General features: G+C 39.6%; 12 protein-coding genes. 6 read left to right on the top strand and 6 right to left on the bottom strand.

Annotated elements, in window-relative coordinates:
• Positions 1-96 precede the first annotated feature (96 nt).
• Positions 97-2,100, top strand: a complete 2,004-nt coding sequence (locus PSPO_RS18440) for a methyl-accepting chemotaxis protein (RefSeq protein ID WP_010559062.1) — start codon at positions 97-99, stop codon at positions 2,098-2,100.
• 23 nt (positions 2,101-2,123) lie between these two features.
• Here PSPO_RS18440 and PSPO_RS18435 read toward each other — a convergent pair whose 3' ends face one another.
• Positions 2,124-3,437 (bottom strand): ABC1 kinase family protein, encoded by a 1,314-nt coding sequence (locus PSPO_RS18435; protein ID WP_010559063.1) that lies wholly within the window; start codon positions 3,435-3,437, stop codon positions 2,124-2,126.
• A gap of 104 nt (positions 3,438-3,541) precedes the next feature.
• Positions 3,542-5,617 carry a TonB-dependent receptor gene (locus PSPO_RS18430; protein WP_010559064.1) on the bottom strand — a complete coding sequence of 692 codons (2,076 nt, stop codon included), beginning with the start codon at positions 5,615-5,617 and terminating at the stop codon, positions 3,542-3,544.
• Between the two features lie 105 nt (positions 5,618-5,722).
• On the opposite strand from PSPO_RS18430, the gene PSPO_RS18425 reads away from it, so the two are divergent.
• Positions 5,723-7,132 (top strand): PQQ-dependent sugar dehydrogenase, encoded by a 1,410-nt coding sequence (locus PSPO_RS18425; RefSeq protein WP_233430552.1) that lies wholly within the window; start codon positions 5,723-5,725, stop codon positions 7,130-7,132.
• Between the two features lie 67 nt (positions 7,133-7,199).
• On the opposite strand, the gene PSPO_RS18420 is transcribed toward PSPO_RS18425, so the two are convergent.
• The 4 genes from PSPO_RS18420 to PSPO_RS18405 all read right to left on the bottom strand — a co-directional run bounded on the left by PSPO_RS18420 (position 7,200) and on the right by PSPO_RS18405 (position 13,500).
• Entirely contained in the window at positions 7,200-9,674 is a 2,475-nt protein-coding gene (locus PSPO_RS18420) for a DUF5666 domain-containing protein (RefSeq protein ID WP_010559066.1), read from the bottom strand.
• Positions 9,675-9,979: 305 nt separating this feature from the next.
• Complete coding sequence (locus tag PSPO_RS18415; RefSeq protein ID WP_010559067.1) at positions 9,980-11,578, bottom strand: ABC-F family ATPase; 1,599 nt, start codon at positions 11,576-11,578, stop codon at positions 9,980-9,982.
• A gap of 110 nt (positions 11,579-11,688) precedes the next feature.
• On the bottom strand, positions 11,689-12,483 hold the full coding sequence (locus PSPO_RS18410) for a substrate-binding periplasmic protein (RefSeq protein ID WP_010559068.1): 795 nt from the start codon (positions 12,481-12,483) through the stop codon (positions 11,689-11,691).
• A 78-nt stretch (positions 12,484-12,561) separates the two neighbouring features.
• On the bottom strand, positions 12,562-13,500 hold the full coding sequence (locus tag PSPO_RS18405) for a substrate-binding domain-containing protein (RefSeq protein WP_010559069.1): 939 nt from the start codon (positions 13,498-13,500) through the stop codon (positions 12,562-12,564).
• Positions 13,501-13,563: 63 nt separating this feature from the next.
• Here PSPO_RS18405 and PSPO_RS18400 point away from each other — a divergent pair, with 63 nt between their 5' ends.
• From PSPO_RS18400 to PSPO_RS18385, 4 genes are all read left to right on the top strand, one after another.
• On the top strand, positions 13,564-16,200 hold the full coding sequence (locus PSPO_RS18400) for a sensor domain-containing protein (RefSeq protein ID WP_010559070.1): 2,637 nt from the start codon (positions 13,564-13,566) through the stop codon (positions 16,198-16,200).
• 9 nt (positions 16,201-16,209) lie between these two features.
• Entirely contained in the window at positions 16,210-17,091 is an 882-nt protein-coding gene (locus PSPO_RS18395; protein ID WP_010559071.1) for a cation diffusion facilitator family transporter, read from the top strand.
• 157 nt (positions 17,092-17,248) lie between these two features.
• A complete protein-coding gene (locus PSPO_RS18390; protein WP_010559072.1) occupies positions 17,249-18,811 on the top strand; it encodes an alpha/beta hydrolase-fold protein in 1,563 nt (520 codons plus the stop codon).
• Positions 18,798-19,061 (top strand): outer membrane receptor, encoded by a 264-nt coding sequence (locus tag PSPO_RS18385; RefSeq protein WP_010559073.1) that lies wholly within the window; start codon positions 18,798-18,800, stop codon positions 19,059-19,061. Before PSPO_RS18390 ends, PSPO_RS18385 begins: the two co-directional genes overlap by 14 nt.
• The last annotated feature ends 65 nt before the right edge of the window (positions 19,062-19,126 follow it).

Here is a 19,126-nt window from a genome sequence, read left to right as displayed (position 1 = left end):
ATTAGTTGGCGTATTTTCGTTTCATTTCAAAACAAAATCACTTTATAAATATTACGTTATACTTAAACCGAGTTATTAAAGTAGTAGGGCGTTTTAATGGTTTTTACGGTAAAACAAAAAATCACCTTTGGCTTTGCATCAGTGGGCATTTTGCTTGCGGGTGTTTGCCTGTTTTTTTATATGTCATTGTCGAATATTGAGCGTGCTTACTTAAATATTAAAGAGCAGGCTTTACCAGTACAACGCAGTGCCGATGACATTCAAACGCTTATTCTCAACTACTCAAAAAACGCTAACGCAATTTACGGTGCCAACAAATTAAATGTTATAGAAAAATTCAGAGCACAAAATCAATCACTTAAAAATCAACTACAACAAACACTTTCAAGTGGCATTGCAGATTACAGCATTGACCTTGAAAAACTAAATAACCAATCACTGGCATTAATTGAAGCGTCGGAAAGTTTAACTGATAACAAAATTGCCTATTTAAATGCTAAAAAAACAAACAAAACTTTGATTGAAAAGCAGCTCGCACTTATTTCACAAAGCTCCGATTTATTATATGACCTAGAAACATTAACAGGATTAAGTTCGCGCCTGTTAGATGAAGTGATGGGCACCGCGATCCGCATCGATGATATGTTGTTTAATTTAACTGAAGTAACCAATGCACTTAGTCAAACTTTAGACAGTGAAACGCAAGTTAAACATCAAAACGATACGCGGTTTTTACTGGCAAATATTAAAGACAACTACAATTTTCTCAATCAACAGCTCACAGATATTGAAAGCGGTGATTTTCAAACGCGTTTTGAACAAAACTTGGCTGTATTTAACAGTAACGTCGATAATCCGGCACATTTGTATCAACAACAGACGCTACAGCTTGCTAAGTACAATCAATTTGAACAAGACTACAATCGCGTAGAAGCGCTTTCTGAAGAAATTAACAGTTCAATTCACACCATAAAACAAAGCGCCAGTGAACTAGTGAACCGTTATCAACAATTAGCAGATGAAAAAATAGATGAAAATCAGTTGTTACTTATGGTCATTGCTGGTGTTTTTCTATTGGTTGCTGCAATTATCGCTACCTTAACGATACGCGCGATTATAATACCGTTAGGCTATGTAAATCATACGCTTACAAAAGTAGCTGATGGCGATTTCTCGCGTCATGCGCGCAAGGTTAACGATGATGAATTTGGTGAAGTAAGCGATAAATTGAATCGGGTTATTGATAATTTAAAAGAGCTGATCACCGATATTTTCGAACAGGTGGCATCACTTGAGTCGCGCCTTGAAAATTCCTTAGCAAGAAGTGCAACGGTTTCGCACAATGCTGAAAAACAAATTGAGCGGGCAAAACACACCACGGCACTTGCACAAGATGTGCATACCAGCGCTAATACGGTAAACACACAAACCAAAGAAAGCTCCGAAGATATTAATCAAGCAAGTGAACAAAGCGATGCTGTGCTAAATTTGGCAACGCAAAACCGAGAACAAATACAATTGCTTGCTTCAAACTTGAATACATCGGTTGCGTTGATGGCTGAGCTTTCAAACCAGTCGAGTAATATTGGCAGTATTCTAGATACTATCGTCGCAATCTCTGAACAAACTAATTTGTTAGCTCTGAATGCAGCCATTGAAGCTGCGCGTGCGGGAGAGCAGGGACGTGGTTTTGCCGTAGTAGCTGATGAAGTCAGGTTGTTAGCATCGCGTACGCAAGAATCAACAAAAGAAATAGCGCAAATGATTAGCGAACTACAAAGCGGTACCAGCGATGCGCAACGCGCGATTAATCAAGGGCAAGAGGCTGCGCTGACGTGTACTGAGCGAAGCGCAGCACTTACAGGTGCAGTCGATTTGATTGAGCAAGGTTTATCGCGTTTGGCAGACAAAAGTAATCAAATAGATCAATCAAGTGCGCAGCAAAGTACCATGGCGCAAGACATCGTTACGCGTATGCAGGAAGTAGAGCATAGTGCAGAACAAAATAGTGATGAACTAACGGCGTTAAGTGAAAATATTCGTCAGATAAATGAGCTCGGCCATAAAGTAAGTGATGCACTAAACCGTTTTAAGCTATAGCGCTTATTAATTCTTTAAATTTGTTATTTTGCTTCTTCCGCGTATTTAGCAAACAACTGTTTAACATTTACTTTTGCGTTTAAACGCTTCGCTATCAAATACAATCCTGCGATTTTTCGATGGATAAACAGGGCATCAACGGGTGGCGTGTGCCATTGGTCTTTGCGCTTATTAATTGTAACGCTTTGCGCCCGTAACTTTGTTGCGATAGTGCAGTTTGCAAAGTTGTATTCGCCATCAAATCGTAATGGCATTGACGCGATATCAAAAAGTGCCAGTATTTGCTCAAGGTATGTAGTATCGATATCTTGCTTAAAAAAGCCAATGGTACGGGCTGCATCTTCTACTTGAGCGCTGTCTTGGCTACTTAGCGCTGTAAAAAGCGATAAATATCCATTAGATATAGCCGGTGAAATCTCTCGGGTAGCACCGAAATCCAATAAGCCTATGGTATGTGTTTCATTATTGAACACATAATTGGCAAAGTTGGGGTCGGTTTGCATCAACTTCAACTCAAATAATTCAACAAAAAACAGTGAAAATAAGCTCTTTACGAAGTGATTTCGAGTTTCTTCTGGCAGTGTGGCCGCTTGTTCAATAGGCATACCTTCAATAAAACTCATTACTAAAATGGTTTGTGTACTTAAAGGGGAAACGTTAGGTAAAGCAAATTGTGTCTTGTCGAGTTTATTGCTAAACGTTTCTATGTAGCTTGCCTCAAGTTGATAGTTTGCTTCATTGATTAACTGCTCGGCGGTTTTTTCAAGTAACGTGTTGAGATCAACCTGCTTTGGGATAAGACCCGAGAGCTTTAAAATACGCCCTAGATTATCAACATCACTTTTTATGGCGTTACTGACTCCCGGATATTGTAACTTTATCGCGAGCTTTTTTCCGCTATCGTCGTTGGCAATATGCACTTGCCCGATAGATGCACAGGCAAAGGGTTTAAGATTAAAATAAGCAAAATTATCAACCCAATTATCACTCCAAGCGTCACGAAGCAAAGTGACTAACTGCTTGTGTGGCATAGCATGCGCATTGTCTCGTAGTTTTGCTAAAATATGGCTCAACTCAGGTGGAATAAGCTCACCTGCATCCATCGAAAGAAGTTGACCTAATTTCATTGCAGCACCACGCATTGCGGCAAGCTCATTGGTTAGCTTTTGCAAGTTACTGGGCGTTAAAACGAGATCCGAAACGGACGGCTTATTGCCACTAAATAGTTGCTTGGTGCCATTGTAGGCAACATTGGTTGCTACTTTTGCTAATAACCCGCCAAACTTACTCGCTCGACTCAAGCGTGAACTAGGAACTTTAACCTCTTTACGTGTCATTGTGCTCTCCGAATAATACCTAACGTTTATACGCCACAATTAGTTACTAAGTTCAATGCGCTTAACGGTTTTAATTGGGGTTACCTAAAAGCACCGGTTTTAAATTAAAACTGATAACGCAAAGTTGCACTGGCATTACGTGGCTCGCCAATAAAATAACGGTGATTCCCAAACGCGTAATCGGCCCTTTCAGCGAAACGTGTATCAAATACATTAAGCACGGCAAATGCGATAGAGAAATTGCTGTTTATTTGCCATTTTGCACGTAAATTCGAAACCGTATGCCCACTATATGTTTGCGTGTTTTTATCGTCTAAGTAATAGCCGTCAAGATGCCTTAGTTCAAACTGACTGGTTATGTTTTGCGCTATTTGCCAATCAAGAACGAGGTTTGCTATTAAGCGTGGAGAGGTATCTATCTCATTGCCTTTGAGCTGCTGCCCATTCGTTGGATTATTTTCATAGGTGTGTTTTGCATAACTTGAATTCAAACGCGTTTTAAATATGTCGTTAAGGCGCCAGGTGAGATCAAACTCGAGCCCTTGATGCTGAGTCGATAAACCATTGAGATAATGTCTGTCTGAATCTTGATAAATCGCGTTTTTCTTAGTTAGATGATAAAACGCAAGCTCACCGAATACCGTTTCTGTTTGAAAACGCAGGCCAAGCTCTTGCTGGTTTGCGTCGACACTGGTTATGTCATTTTGTTGCTGATTGTTCTGCAGGCGATAAAGTTCGGCGGTGTGTGGTGCTCTAAAACTGTTATCTAGTTTAGCAAATACAATCGTATTGTCGTTTAGCGTTAAAGAATAGCCAAGGCTGTAGCTTGTATCGTTAAAGCGATTGGTTTGATTAGCGGGGCGAGTGTATCGACAACCGCCGAAGCCACACGCAGTGCCGTCATCTTTTAAATTACCTGTGCTTAATGCGTTATCGTAATCGTATTCGGTAATATCATGTCTAAGCGCTAAAAAAGCATTCTGATCGGCTGCTATTTGATAATCAAGCTGACCATAAAGCGCGTAACTTTTTGCATTAACCGTGTAATCGTAATGTTGTCCTTTGGGAAGTACCGCTCTTAAAAACGCCGAATCTGATATGGTGTCATTTGTTTGATATTGTTGTAACGAACCTTGGGTAAAATCGAGGTCGCTACCTAATTTAAGCGACAAGGCATCCGTCACTTCTGCATATCGAGATAGCTGCAGTCCAATGCTATGGTGATCGTTCTCTTCAATAGGCGTTCCAGGTAAAAAGTGCATTAAAAACGTCATATCTGTGTAACGTAGATAAGGCGTTAGTTGCCATAGGGCATTGTTTATTTCAGCGCTATTTTGCATGCTGTAATGCATAGCGACACTGTCGCGATAGGCATCTGGAAATTCATTAATTTTCAACAGCGATTTATCTTTATATGCATTTTCGCCTTGTTGTAAATAACCTGCGGTATCTTGCTCGAGATTAGTTACACTAAAATGGTGTGTTGTTTGCCAATTGCCGAGCTGGTGTTGTGCCGAGACTGATAGTTTTTGCTGTTGATAACCGGAACTCAACTGATAACCGCCATCGCTCGTAACGGTTACGCCAATACCTAACTGCATATTGTCAAAATCGTTACTTGCCTTTGCGTTTAGCCGGTAAAAATCATCATTGCCCATGTCTAGAGTGAGCTGATTTTCGCTGGCGTAGAGCGTATTATTAATGTTGATTACGCCATGGATTGCGTTTGAACCATAACGTGCTGAATTATTGCCTTTTACTACTTCAATGCGGTCGCTTATTTCAAAATGGCTATCGAACAATTGATTTACGTTACAAAATCCGGGTGCCCGTAGGCTAATGTTATTTTCTAACATCAAAAATTCAGCGCAAGAACCTGCCCCTGTTAACACAGGCGAACGCAACGAAAGCAATGATTCTTGGCCATTACCACGACTTAACCATACCCCCGACGCTAAACTTAACACTTGATTTAAGTGCTCTGCGTTAACGGTAGCAACCGCATCTTTTGAGATAATGCTGGTATTGCCTATCAGATCAAAATGGCGTTTCTTGGTGCGCGACGCGGTTGTTACTATGGTTTCAATATCGGCAAAACTCGGACTATTTTGCTCGGCCAATGATGTGAAATGAACACTTAATAATGAAACAACTAACGACTTTTTAAACACTTCTCGCACGAAACAAACCTTTAAACGCAACTTGACTGAAAACAGAAACTCGGCACATTATACTGTAATTACCGTGCATTCGATCTACCGTGAAATAATAATATGTATCAAAAAATGAATAAGTTACCGATATTAGGGGCGATGTTAGCAAGCATTGCAAGTTTGCCATCACAGGCAAAGGTTGAAGAATTGTTTAAATCTACCTGTGCGTCTTGCCATGGCGAAACATTAATGGGCGCAATGGCTCCCTCGTTAGTTGATAACACATGGCTAACAGATGGCACTGATAAAGCACTAACCAATGCAATCAAAAATGGTATTGCTAACGTTGGCATGCCAGCATTTGGTGAAACACTAAGCGATGAACAAGTACGAACGCTTGTTGTATATATTCGCGAAGCGGGCGCTAAAGTAGAAAGAGAAAAAGCGCCAGAATCATCTCTTGGTAAAATATTCACCACAAAGCATCAAACCGTAACGACACAAGAAGTTCTGACCAGCGAAGGAATTATCTGGGCTATGGACTTTTTACCGGACGGCAGTTTACTGTATACGCTTCGCCAGGGTGAGCTGTGGATGATGTCGAAAAACGGCAAAAAAACGCAAGTAATTGGCATTCCTGAGGTATGGCATAACCGTCAAGGTGGCTTACTTGATGTATATCCCGACCCACAATATAGCGAAAACGGGTGGATTTATTTGTCGTTTAGCCAAGCTGCAGGGAAAAACGATAACGGTGACGAGATTGCCTTTACTAAAATTGTGCGCGGCAAAATAAACGATGGTAAATGGAGTTCAGAGCAAACCTTGTTTGAGGCGAAGCCAGAAAACCGTAAAAATCGCGGTTGGCACTTTGGCTCACGTTTCGCTATTCAAGGCGACTACTTGTTCTTTACTAACGGTGATGAAGGCCATCAAAATGATGCGCAAAGCGTTACAACGCAAAACGGTAAAATACACCGTATTTTTAAAGATGGACGTATTCCAAAAGATAACCCGTTTTATAATGAAAAGGGCGCACAACAAACAATCTGGACGTATGGTAATCGTAACCCTCAAGGCTTAACCATAAATCAAACAACAGGAGATTTATGGTCAACCGAGCATGGCCCACGCGGTGGCGATGAGCTTAACTTAATCACCAAAGGTGTGAATTATGGTTGGCCAAAAGTGACATTTGGTATGAATTATAACGGTACGCCAATCACCGAGCACACTGAATTACCAGGTATGCAGTCGCCAATTCACCATTGGACGCCATCAATTGCGGTTGCTGGTATTAACTTTTATACCGGAAATGTGTTTAAAAATTGGCAGGGCGACTTGTTTGTTGGCAGCCTAGCGAAAAAGCAATTGCATCGCTTACGTATTGAAAATAATCAGATAGTTGAAGATGAGATTATTCTGAAAGGTTTAGGGCGTATTCGTGATGTGGTTACCGCGCCAAATGGCACAATCTACTTAACCATAAATGACCGAAATAAAAACGAAAGTAAAATTATTTCAATCATGCCAGCGAGTTAAATTTAAGTAACAAAGAGTACGTTCATTTTAAGAACGTACTCTTTTAGTGTGTGATATCTAAGAATGACTAGTCATCAAAGGCAATTCGCCATGCGATATACTGGCCTTTTTTATCTATTGTGCCAGCCACTTCAACACTTAAGCCATTTTCAAGTTGATTACCTTCTAATTCAAACTGGGTATAGCTTGAGTAGTGGATAACAACGTCACTTAATGTAAATTGAGTGTCGGTTAGGTTTTGAATTTCACCTTCAATTTCAAACTCTTCGTTTGCTTTAAACTCGATTTCAGCGGCATACAAACCAATTGCGGTTTCAATCGCATCAACTTCTATGAGTACATCGAGCGCGAGTTTACTTTGATTTCCATTTTCAAATTGCGTATTGGCATCAAAGTAAACAAGGGTGTCGTTAACCTTAAATTGAAAATCGCTTACTATTTCTGTGATTGAACCGTTTAATTCAATGTCGTCTTGTTGTTCAAATTCTATTTCAGTCGCAACAAGCTGACCTTGGCTGTTAATGATAGCGTCAATTTCAACCATCACGCCTTCTCTTAACTGCTCACGTGTGCCATTCTCAAACTGGGTATCGGCAGTTAGCAAAATGGCAGTGTCGTTAACAGTAATTGTATCATTTTGAATCGCGGTAACTTCACCTTCGATTTCGCGTGTATCATTCTCATCTTCAAGTTCAACAGCAAGTGCTAGCAGGGTGTTGCCATCTTGTTGTACTGCATCGATTTCAACTTCGACACCGTTTTGAAACATATCTAGTGGGTGTGAAAATTGCGTGTTTTCATCGGTAATGATTTGAAAACCGTTTACGTTAAAATCTTGAATACTATTAAACTCTGTAATTGAACCTTCAATGTCAAAGCTATCGTCGTAACTATCTTGGTATTTTGCTTCTAGCACTAGGTAGCCATCTTCCGATGTTTTGAATACCTCTAGTTCCAATTTATCGTTATCGCTAAGTGATGCCATAAAATCTTGAACGGACACATCATTGCCAAAACGGTTTTCAAGATCTGACGATGCATTTACAAATAATGTAATACCCGAAACGTTAAAGGTATTGGTATCAAGGTTAATATTGCTAACCTTGCCTGAAATCGAAATGTCATCGTCGTTTTCAGGTTGCTCTTCGCGCTCTAACTTAGTCACAAAGGCGTTGCCGTTATCATCGCTGTAAAAATCTATTTCAACAAAATCGCCTATCCCTAAGCTTGAAAGCGCTAGTTGTTTATCGTCGGCGCTTGATTCATCATCAAACAGGGTAAACGGTGTGATTGTGTATTCGCGCTCATTTACAGTAATAGTATTTAATGCCAGATTAATATCGGTGATTTTACCTTCAATATCACTGTCTGCACTAACATACAGCGCGATTTCTTCAGCAATATGTTGATTATTAATAATGATTGCTTCAACAACGACTCGTGTACCGTTTGCAAGTTGCGCTAATGATATATCTTCAAAATCCGTGTCGTCATTGATCAATACTTGTGTATTGGCAATTGTAATACTGCTATCTGTAACATTGACTATTGGACCGTCTAAAATAACAGACACACCATCTTGCTCATCATAGTGCTCAATTTCGATGTCAGTAATAACGTTAATATCATTTAGCTGGTTAAATTCAATTTCGACAATATCACCAACAGCAAGCTCTTGAGCTACAGTAACGTTTGATGCATCAAAAGTTGTGTCGTTGATTGTTAAGGTGTTATTAGCACTATCCAGCGCTGTGACTTTTGCGGTAAGTGAAAGCGTGTCTTCATCGTCTTTGCGCTCTAGCTTGGAGATTAAAAAGCCACGTTGTTCTGAATATACGGCACTGATCTCGACAAAGTTACCTTGTTTTAACGCATCAAAGGTAACCTCTTCTAAGTTAGATTCACCGGTTAAGACAAATGTTTGGCCGTGTACTGTTATTGTCTCATTAGCATAGTCAATGTGCTGAATTTGACCCGTTGCTGTTGCTTCGTAGTTAACACTATTTGCAATAAAACGGCCTTGGTTATTGGTTAAGCCTGAAAGCACAACGCGATCACCTAAACGGATTGCGTCTTCTGAGCCTGGTTGGCCATTAATTGTAAAGTCGGCATTATCGGTGTTGTAACGAACACCATTGACATACAAGCTACCAAAACCACTTACCGTACCTATGGTTTGCGTTGCATAGCCAAATTCATAAATCGCATTTGAAACCAGACCATTTGAAACGTTCAGCGATATCGATTCGTTTATGCCGAGATAACGTTTATTGTTTATGGATTGGGCAACGCTTGAAAGTGTGTAGGTACCAGGGGCGAGTTGCGTAAGTAAGGTACTGGTACTAACGGTATTGGAATAACCGTTGGGGCCTTCAACCAACACATCTGCAGACGCACCGTCAGGAAGTCCTAAAAATCCAATATTAAGTTCGCCAGAATTAGGTACGATTGGCGCTGGTTCGTGTGAAGTTGATGAGCCACCGCAGCCGACAAGGCTGAGGCTTGATGCTGCAAGCAACGAGAGTGTTAACTTACGGGTCATGAAATTTTCCTTAAAATATATAAACATGTGTTCACCTTGAACAGGAATAAGATACGAAAGGAATACGATAACTGCAATAAAACTGTCATAAAGCAAAAATAAAGGCAGCTTAAATATACGTAACATTTAAATAAAACTGTTTAAAATCAATGAGGTTTATTCTGGGTGTTGATTTTATTCTGTACAAAATTAGTGTATGAATTTTTTATGACAGCGTTGTTTTTTGAAAGTGTTTGCGTAGCTAATAAAAAAGGCGCTAATAAATAGCGCCTTTTTAAAAATGTAATTGGTTAAGCTAAACTGGGTTATTTTGCTTCGTCAGCTGCTTTTTTTGCAAGGTACTCGTCATAAGTACCTTGGAAATCAATTACATTACCGTCTTTTATTTCCCAAATACGGGTTGCAAGCGACGATACAAATTGGCGGTCATGGGATACGAAAAACAAAGTACCTTGGTATTGTTCTAACGCAAGGTTGAGTGATTCGATCGATTCCATATCCATGTGGTTTGTTGGTTCATCCATTAACAAGATATTTGGCTTATGCATCATTAATTTACCAAATAGCATGCGACCTTGCTCACCACCTGAAATTACTTTAACTGATTTTTTGATGTCGTTTTGAGAAAACAGTAAACGGCCTAAATAACCGCGTACTACTTGTTCGTCATCACCTTCTTGTTGCCATTGTTCCATCCATTGAAACAGATCCATATCGGTCGCAAAGTCATCTGCATGATCTTGCGCGTAGTAGCCAATGTTTACATTTTCAGACCACTTAAGACTGCCACTTTTAGCAGGCAAGCGATTCGCTAGGGTGTGTAATAGCGTGGTTTTACCGACGCCGTTTTCACCAATAATCGCTACTTTTTCACCTACCTCAACAAGCGCAGATAAATTACTAAACAAAGTATCGTCGTAACCTTGTGCAAGGCTTTCAAGCTCAAGTGCATTTCTAAATAATTGTTTTGATTGTTCAAAACGAATAAATGGATTTTGACGGCTCGACGCTTTTACTTCTTCTAATTGGATTTTATCAATTTGCTTAGCACGAGATGTCGCTTGCTTTGCTTTTGATGCGTTAGCAGAGAAGCGAGATACGAACTGTTGTAGTTCGGCAATTTGCGCTTTTTTCTTGGCGTTATCTGATAATAAACGCTCGCGCGCTTGTGTTGCGGCAAACATGTACTCATCGTAATTACCCGGGTAAATACGTAATTCACCATAGTCGATATCAGCCATATGCGTACATACTGAGTTTAAGAAATGGCGGTCGTGGGAAATAATAATCATAGTGCAATCACGTTGATTCAAAATATCCTCTAACCACTTGATGGTGTAGATATCCAAGTTGTTGGTCGGTTCATCAAGTAACATGATGTCTGGCTCGGCAAACAGTACTTGTGCAAGTAGCACACGCAATTTCCAACCTGGTGCAACTTCCGACATCAAACCATAATGTTGCTCGGTTGGAATACCAACACCTAGCAGTAATTCACCGGCTTTTGCTTCGGCTGAATAACCGTCCATTTCGGCAAATTGGGTTTCAAGGTCAGCAACTAACATGCCTTCTTCTTCACTCATTTCTGGCAAAGAATAAATGCGGTCACGCTCTTTCTTGATATCCCACAGCTCTTTGTGACCCATAATAACGGTATCAACAACACTGTATTGTTCGTAAGCAAACTGGTCCTGATTTAGCTTTGCAATGCGCTCATTTGGGTCGTATGAAATATTACCTGCGCTTGGTTCAAGCTCACCGCTTAAGATTTTCATAAAGGTTGATTTACCACAGCCGTTAGCGCCGATTAAACCATAGCGATTACCGTCACCAAATTTAACAGAAATATTTTCGAAAAGTGGCTTTGCACCAAATTGCATGGTGATGTTGTTTGAACTAAGCATTATATATTTTTCATCGAATCAAAATTGGCGGCATTTTAACACTATCTTATGGCACAACATAGCGATAGCGCGCTTTATTTTAAAGTGACGGTTGGTTATAAAAACGAGAACTAAATAAGTTGCTCAGCACAGCTTGGCGATACATAATGCGAGAACAACGTTTCAAGCTCGCCATTGGCTAACACTTTGGTTAGCGCAGTGTCAAAGCGCGCCATAAAATTAGGTGAAACGCTCTGTTTATTAAAGATAAAATGAATACTTGCTTGTGACAGTAGTAAAGGGTGAATAACCACCTGAGAGTGGTTTTGTCTTGATATTTCGCTGCAAAGTACAATGTCGTCATCAATCACAATATCGACACGGTTTTTAACTAACATCTCCAAGCGTTTAATTGTTGTTTCTGAAAAAACAAAGCCGTTGTACGCTTGTTTGGCACGCTCTAGTTCGTCACCGTACCAACCCGCCAAGTTAACGCCAATCAGCTTACGCTGTCTAATAATTGATTTGAAACTTTTACTTTGCTTAACGCCGTGGTCGTTTTTTCGATAGGCGAATCGATTTCGTTCTAGGCGATATGCCTTTGAGAAGTAAAAGTCTCGTTCCCGCTCAGGTGTTTTACTGGCGCCAAGGCCAATATCAAAATTACCGATAGTGAGTTCAAAAAGGGTTCTACGTTCAGGAAAGTGAATTATGGTGAGTTCACAGTCCATCTTTTCGAGCACTTTTTTGAGTAATTCTACGTCGACACCTGTGGTGCTATCAAATTTAGAAAATTTAACATAGGGATACCAATCATTGGTGATTGATAGTGAAAGCGGGGTCTGACATTCTTCCGGTGGTAACGTTTGCGCACTGAAACACTGACAACACACTACCAATAACAATGACCACAACGCTTTTTGCATAACAACTTATTATTACTTTTGCTAATCGCTAAAGTATAAACCAATCTCACAAAAACGCCTGAAAATGGACTTGGTCTATTAAAGTGCCCGTTTTACACTTTGCAACGACAGTGACAAATTTGGGTACTGCACTAATTGGCGATCTCGCACGTGCTTATTTACCGCAAATTCATGAAGCTCATTGGCAATCATTGCTTGCGCATTAGAAGACAGTAAAAAGTTAACAAATTGCTGCGCATTTTCTTTATTTGGCGCGAATTGACTAATTGCCGCGGCAGTCGCTGAAACGGGCGTTTTTCCTTTATATGTTGTTAAAAAATGCATGCTTAAGCTTGCCGCAACTTCACGGTCCGATGGCTTTTTGCTGTTACGTAGCATGTGATAGTAATAGTGATTTGCGAGCGCATAATCACATTGATTTTTAAATACAGCGCGCAACTGGTCCCGATCGCCGCCAGAAGGGCGTTTATTTAAGAGCGAAACGTAATTTTTTAGCCACTTTACATCTTGGGTATTACCAATGGCTTGCAGTGATTTTTCCATTTGTTGATTGTAGCTATGATTAAAATCACGGTTGCAAAGCTTACCGTAAAATTTCTCGCTGTTTAATTCGCTATATGACGTGATTGGCTGTTCGTTTGTTAGTGAAAACAATGCCCTTATTCTTAAAGACAGTGCCACCCATTTCTTTTCATCGTCCACTAATTCAGGTGAGACTGGCGATGTTCGAATATTTATTGGTTGTAGTAGGTGCTTTACCGATTGAAGTTGCCCTAATTCAGACGTTAGTAATACATCTACTTGACTATTGTCTGCATTGGCAATGAATTTATTGACCAGCGCTTTTGGTTTTCCATAAACCAGATTTACCCGCACGTTATGCTCTTGTTCAAACGCGGTTATTAAAGGAGAAATTATTTCAGCCTTTCGGAATGAGTATACGTTTACTACAGAATTGGCTAATACCTGTGCAGTTAATGCAAAAAACGAGATAAAAAGGAAAATAACACTTCTCATAGATGGTAATAGGAATTATTATCGTTACTGTATTTTTAACTAGTTCTAGCGATAAGTCTATAGATGAAACCTGATTTTTTGCTCATTAATAAATATAAACCTTATTTATTGGTATTTGTTATTTATGTGATTGCGTGCATAGCGCTGGCATATTGGTTTGCATCGCAATTACAGCAAAAACAGTCCGAGCAGTGGCAGTTTCAACTTTCAAGCTATAGTAAGGCAATTGTAAGTAAAAGTGATTATGTAGAAAATTTAATTTCGGGGATTGCTAGTCTGTATAGTGCGTCATCAAGTGTTACGCAAGAGCGCGTTAAACCGTTGATTGATGACCAAATTAGCGGTTTAGCGTTTGATTCAAGCATAGAGTTCTATTATCGCGTAACGCCAAACAATGTTGAATTTGTAGAAGATTATATGCAACAAGTTGGGGTGTTCGATTTTTCATTTAGCGATAGTATTCGTTTCTCTAATCACTATGAAAATTACGTGTTGCTGGCTAATTACCCAGAATCTGATTTTGGTCACTTAGTTGGTAGTACAATATCGATCAACAATGACAACGCTAAAGCCTATATTGTAAAAGAGTGGCCAAATTCAGAGTTTTGGAGCGTTATTCTCAATGCCGCTGATGTAAAAACGGTGTCACTGAGGTTTAACGTTAAGAGCTTTTTCGATTACATTCATGCATCGGGTGATACGCAAAATCAGCACATTACAATCAGCTTACGTAATCAACCCATTTATAATTCAGATTGGCAAAATACATTAGGTTTGTCTTCTGCTGAACCATTAGCGCGAAAACGCATCTCATTTTTTGATAAAACATTGGATATTGCCTACTTTAACCCAAGTTACGTGCGCCATAGTCATTACCTTATTAGTGCAGGATTTTGCACCTTAGCTATACTATTTGGCTTCGCGCTTATAATGTATTTAGTCACAATTCGTAACCAATATGCACATGTTAACCGCCTTGTTCGTATCAAAACGTATTCATTAAAGAAAACACAGCAAAATTTAGCAGCCACGTCACAACTCAAAGTAAAAGCACTAGAACAACAATTAGAAACCAAGAAAAAATACAAAACCTTGTTTGTAAATTGTTCCGAAGGACTATTTTGTTGTAACGACAAAGGCGAGATCTTAGAGAGGAATCCTGCGTTTATTGGTCTCTTATTACCAGATGACGCAAATAACAATATTTGTGGTTTGATGTCCGCGCAACAACAACATTCATTTTTAGCATGTAAAAGTAATGAATTTTCGCAAGAGTTATTTGTGCAAAACAAACTAGGCAATACCTATTGTTTGTTATTAAAAGGGCATTGGGTAAATGACGCAGAGCGTAGGCTATTTGAGGGGCGTTTACTTGATATAACCGCCACCAAACAACATGAAGAAAAACTAAGGTATCAGGCTGAGCACGACGCACTTACCGATTTATTAAACCGACAAGCGTTTTTAGATAGTGTTGGTAATGAACTTACAAGGCGAAAAGGCAGTTATCACCTTTTATACGTTGACCTTGATAGATTTAAATTGGTTAATGATGGTTATGGGCACAAGGTAGGTGACGCACTGTTAAAAGCGTTAGGCAGATTACTTCAAAGCGAATTTTCAAACTATGGTGAAGTAGCGCGCCTTGGCGGCGATGAGTTTGCATTGTTTATCGCACAAAATAGGTTAAACGTTTCGATTGAGAGCGTCGTTGAGCGACTGACTTACGCAATTCATCAATTGAGAAAACAGCAGGCTGCATACCAATGTATAACAGCGAGTATTGGCGTACGCACTATCGCGGCGCCTTGTAATTTATGTCCTGAACAATTATTACATGAAGCCGATCTTGCGATGTATCGTGCAAAAAAAATGGGAAGAGATCAGTACTCTTTTTATAATGATGAACTTGCCATCGCAAACCGTCGTAAACGTGAAATTGAAACTTTTTGCAGTAATGATAGTTATTTATCGGCAATTAGATTGGTGTATCAGCCAATATATTGTTTAGAATCAAATCGGCTTTTAGGCTTTGAGGCATTACTCAGAGTACATGATGAAAACCTTGGCACTATTTCGCCCCTTGAGTTTGTGCCTATTATTGAAGATATGGCCAAAATCTCAGAAGTTGGATTACATGTTGCGAAATTAGCCGCACACTTTTGTGCTAGTGTTAATTTGGATACATCAAATCAACTTTTTGTGAACGTGAATGTTTCCCCAAAACAACTTAAAAATAACGAGCTACTCAATTGGTTAGATTGCCAAAACGTCGTTTCAAGGTCGCTATTACAACTTGAGATTACCGAATCTGCAATGATGGAAAATCAAGCTGATATTATACCCATACTAGAATGTATATCAGATGCAGGGTATCACTTATTAATTGATGATTTTGGCACAGGATACAGTTCATTGGCTAGGTTAAAGGCACTGCCACTAAATGGCTTGAAGATTGACCGCTCGTTTGTTAATGATTTATCCAGTGAAGCTGGCTTACAAATTGTAAAAGCAATATGTGCTATTGCAAAAGCGTTAAACTTAACCATTGTTGCTGAAGGGGTTGAGAACACCGCTCAGCAAAATACGTTAATCGATTTACATGTAGATAAAGTACAAGGGTATTTGTTCAGTAAACCACTTGAGTGTAAAGACGCAACTGAACTGGTTAACACACAACAATACCGCCAAATAGCATAAGGAAATCGGATGTCACATTCACATCATCACCATCATCATAGCGGCGATAACAAATTATCACTTGCCGTTGTGATTAATGTATTGCTGACTGTAGCGCAGATTATTGGTGGTATTTTGTCTGGTAGTATGGCGCTTGTTGCGGATGCACTCCACAATTTAAGTGACGCAGGAGCCATTGTAATTGCAATTATTGCGCGGCGAATCGCAAGAAAACCCGCCACTAGCGTAATGTCATTTGGCTATAAACGCGCTGAGATCCTTGGCGCTTTGGTCAATAGCACAATTTTAATTTTAGTTGGCTGTTACCTAATTTTTGAAGCGTTTAGTCAATTTTTAAATCCGTCGCCAGTTGATGGCTGGATTGTTGTTTACATCGCGGCAATTGCGTTGGTGATTGATGTCGCAACTGCGTGGCTTACATACAAAGCAGGCGCAAAGGATAATTTAAATTTAAAAGCGGCGTTTATTCATAATTTATCAGATGCTTTAGCGTCACTTGTTGTAATCATTTCAGGCACATTAATTATTTTATATCAATGGTATGTAATCGATTTAATCGCCACCATATTAATTTCTGTGTATGTGCTTTACCATGGCGCTGATTATGCGAAGCAAAGCGTTATTATCTTAATGCAAGGTACGTATGCTGATGTCGATGTTGATAGTGTGTATTCAGCAATCCTAAAACAAGATAATGTGACTGCAGTCGAACATTTGCACGTGTGGCAGTTGGACGATACGACCCTTCATCTTGAGGCCAGCATTACGCTGAGTAATGATGATTTGCAGTCAATCAAAGACATGTTAGCTCAACAGTTTTCTATCACACATTCGACAATAGAAACTTTGTCTTGTACGCAATCCTTTAAAGGCTGCTATTTAACACAGTAGCGGCACGTTTTCGCTATACCTTTACATGTTAAACTTTCTTATTCTAGAAAGTTTAACAGCCTAAAATTTCATAACTGCCTAATATCGCGTTAAAAATATTGAAAACCCACCCTATATGAGTGATAATGCAAATCACTCTCATTACATGGATTTAATAATGTTTCGTTTTGGTGTTTGTTTATATTTTCTATTGTCAGCTGGGGCGTGTTTCGCCAGCACCGTTGGTAAGTCTCACGAATTTTTTCATTCAATTAAACTTAAAAAAGACCAATATATAACCGGAGAGTTTTCGTTTTCAAAGCCTTTTATTAAAGCAGAGTTAATTGACGAAAATGAACGTTTAGTGCGGGTGTTAGCTAAGCAGCAGAACACCTTTAAACTGTATTTATTAGCACAAGCGGACCAGCACTTTAAAGTACGCGTAACCAGCGCTAATAAAAATTTAGCGACGATTAATCTCTCTGAGCCAATTTCACAACCTGCTGTGTCAGATAACGAAACGTTACTTAGTCCCACTATGCAATCGTTAATAACAAGGCTAAAAAGTAATAACAAGGTCAAGATAGTAGATGAATTTTGGCAAAACGTTGCCAAAGAGGGTACACCTTTAATTGAATATGAACAAACTGATGCGCTTGTAACATTTTTGTGGCGCGGCGCGCGTCATAATGTACGACTATTTGGCGCGCCTTTTGGCAGTCATCAAGATTTAGAAAAAATAAAAGGCACTGATATTTGGTTTAAAACGTATCGTTTACCAACAGACAGTTTGATTTCATATCAATTAGCACCAGATGTGCCGCATGTACCTAATCAACCTCGCGCATCGCGAATTGCCATAATGGCCACGAAACAACAAGACCCGCTCAACCCGAAAACATGGCAATTTGATGGTACCGATAAATACACAACACATTCAATTTTAACATTAAAAGATACAAAACATTCGCCGTATTTACGCGATGTTTCAGAAAGTTTTTACAGCTTGACGCAGCACACTATCGAGAGTGTTCGTCTAAACAACACTCGCGATATCGTCGTATATAAACATAAAGATGCAACACCAATATCACCAACAATTTTGTTTTTCGACGGAAAAAATTATCAGTCAAAACTAAAAGTACCCAATACGCTAACCAACTTAGTAAACGACAAAAAAATCCCACCTGTTAATGCGGTATTTGTAAGCAATGTATCCAGAAAAACCAGAGGCCAGGAGCTGCCACCAAATAGAGATTTTGCATGGTTTATGGCGAATGAACTTATGCCTTGGCTAGCAAAAAATGGATTATCACCAAGTGCACACAACACGGTTTTATCGGGCTCTAGTTTCGGTGGACTTGCGTCAATGTATGTTGCAATGCAATTCCCAGACGTATTTGGCAATGTGTTAAGTCAATCAGGCTCATTTTGGTGGTCGCCACGAGAAGGGAGTAAAGAGCAAACAGAACCGCAGTGGCTAACGCGTAAAATCGCTCGCGATAACTACAAAAAACTGTCGATTTACATGAATGCAGGAGTATTTGAAACAGGCTATTTCACAATCGATATTCTGGAAAGTAATCGCCATTTGCGTGATGTACTCAACGCAAAAGGCTATACGGTAAAGTACCACGAGTTCTCAGGGGGGCACGATTCTTATGTTTGGCGTAATGAATTGGCTGATGGACTGACTTATTTATTAACAAACAGGAAGATAATAAACGATGAGGTTAAGTAAGCTTGCAGCATTTGTCAGTACATTACTTGTAAGTAATTACGTATATGCAGACGACGCTCAAATTAATGATGTAATTGTGGAGACAGCAACGCAAGGTGAACAAACATTACTTAATGCACCAGCCTCGGTGAGTGTTATTGATTTTGAAGAGATCATCAAGATCCCAGCAACAGATATTACAACCAGCTTACAAGACGTAGTCGTGGCTAATGTACACCGTTCTGGAAATGATGACGTAAATTTATGCTAAGCTCAGACGCATTCGATTATGGATATGCCGAGGTGGGTAGAAGCATTTTCGCAGGTATAGATTTT

This window comes from Pseudoalteromonas spongiae UST010723-006, assembly GCF_000238255.3.
In the GTDB taxonomy this organism is placed as follows: domain Bacteria; phylum Pseudomonadota; class Gammaproteobacteria; order Enterobacterales; family Alteromonadaceae; genus Pseudoalteromonas; species Pseudoalteromonas spongiae.
The sequence above is the reverse complement of the archived record's forward strand: the minus strand, read 5'-3'. Positions and strand labels throughout refer to the sequence as shown.

What these genes read in the sequence shown, in the direction of transcription:
- PSPO_RS18440 (WP_010559062.1), top strand. Translation starts at nt 97, where the DNA reads ATGGTTTTTACGGTAAAACAAAAAATCACCTTTGGCTTTGCATCAGTG.
- PSPO_RS18435 (WP_010559063.1), bottom strand. Translation starts at nt 3,437, where the DNA reads ATGACACGTAAAGAGGTTAAAGTTCCTAGTTCACGCTTGAGTCGAGCG.
- PSPO_RS18425 (WP_233430552.1), top strand. Translation starts at nt 5,723, where the DNA reads ATGAATAAGTTACCGATATTAGGGGCGATGTTAGCAAGCATTGCAAGT.
- PSPO_RS18420 (WP_010559066.1), bottom strand. Translation starts at nt 9,674, where the DNA reads ATGACCCGTAAGTTAACACTCTCGTTGCTTGCAGCATCAAGCCTCAGC.
- PSPO_RS18415 (WP_010559067.1), bottom strand. Translation starts at nt 11,578, where the DNA reads ATGCTTAGTTCAAACAACATCACCATGCAATTTGGTGCAAAGCCACTT.
- PSPO_RS18410 (WP_010559068.1), bottom strand. Translation starts at nt 12,483, where the DNA reads ATGCAAAAAGCGTTGTGGTCATTGTTATTGGTAGTGTGTTGTCAGTGT.
- PSPO_RS18405 (WP_010559069.1), bottom strand. Translation starts at nt 13,500, where the DNA reads ATGAGAAGTGTTATTTTCCTTTTTATCTCGTTTTTTGCATTAACTGCA.
- PSPO_RS18400 (WP_010559070.1), top strand. Translation starts at nt 13,564, where the DNA reads ATGAAACCTGATTTTTTGCTCATTAATAAATATAAACCTTATTTATTG.
- PSPO_RS18395 (WP_010559071.1), top strand. Translation starts at nt 16,210, where the DNA reads ATGTCACATTCACATCATCACCATCATCATAGCGGCGATAACAAATTA.
- PSPO_RS18390 (WP_010559072.1), top strand. Translation starts at nt 17,249, where the DNA reads ATGTTTCGTTTTGGTGTTTGTTTATATTTTCTATTGTCAGCTGGGGCG.
- PSPO_RS18385 (WP_010559073.1), top strand. Translation starts at nt 18,798, where the DNA reads ATGAGGTTAAGTAAGCTTGCAGCATTTGTCAGTACATTACTTGTAAGT.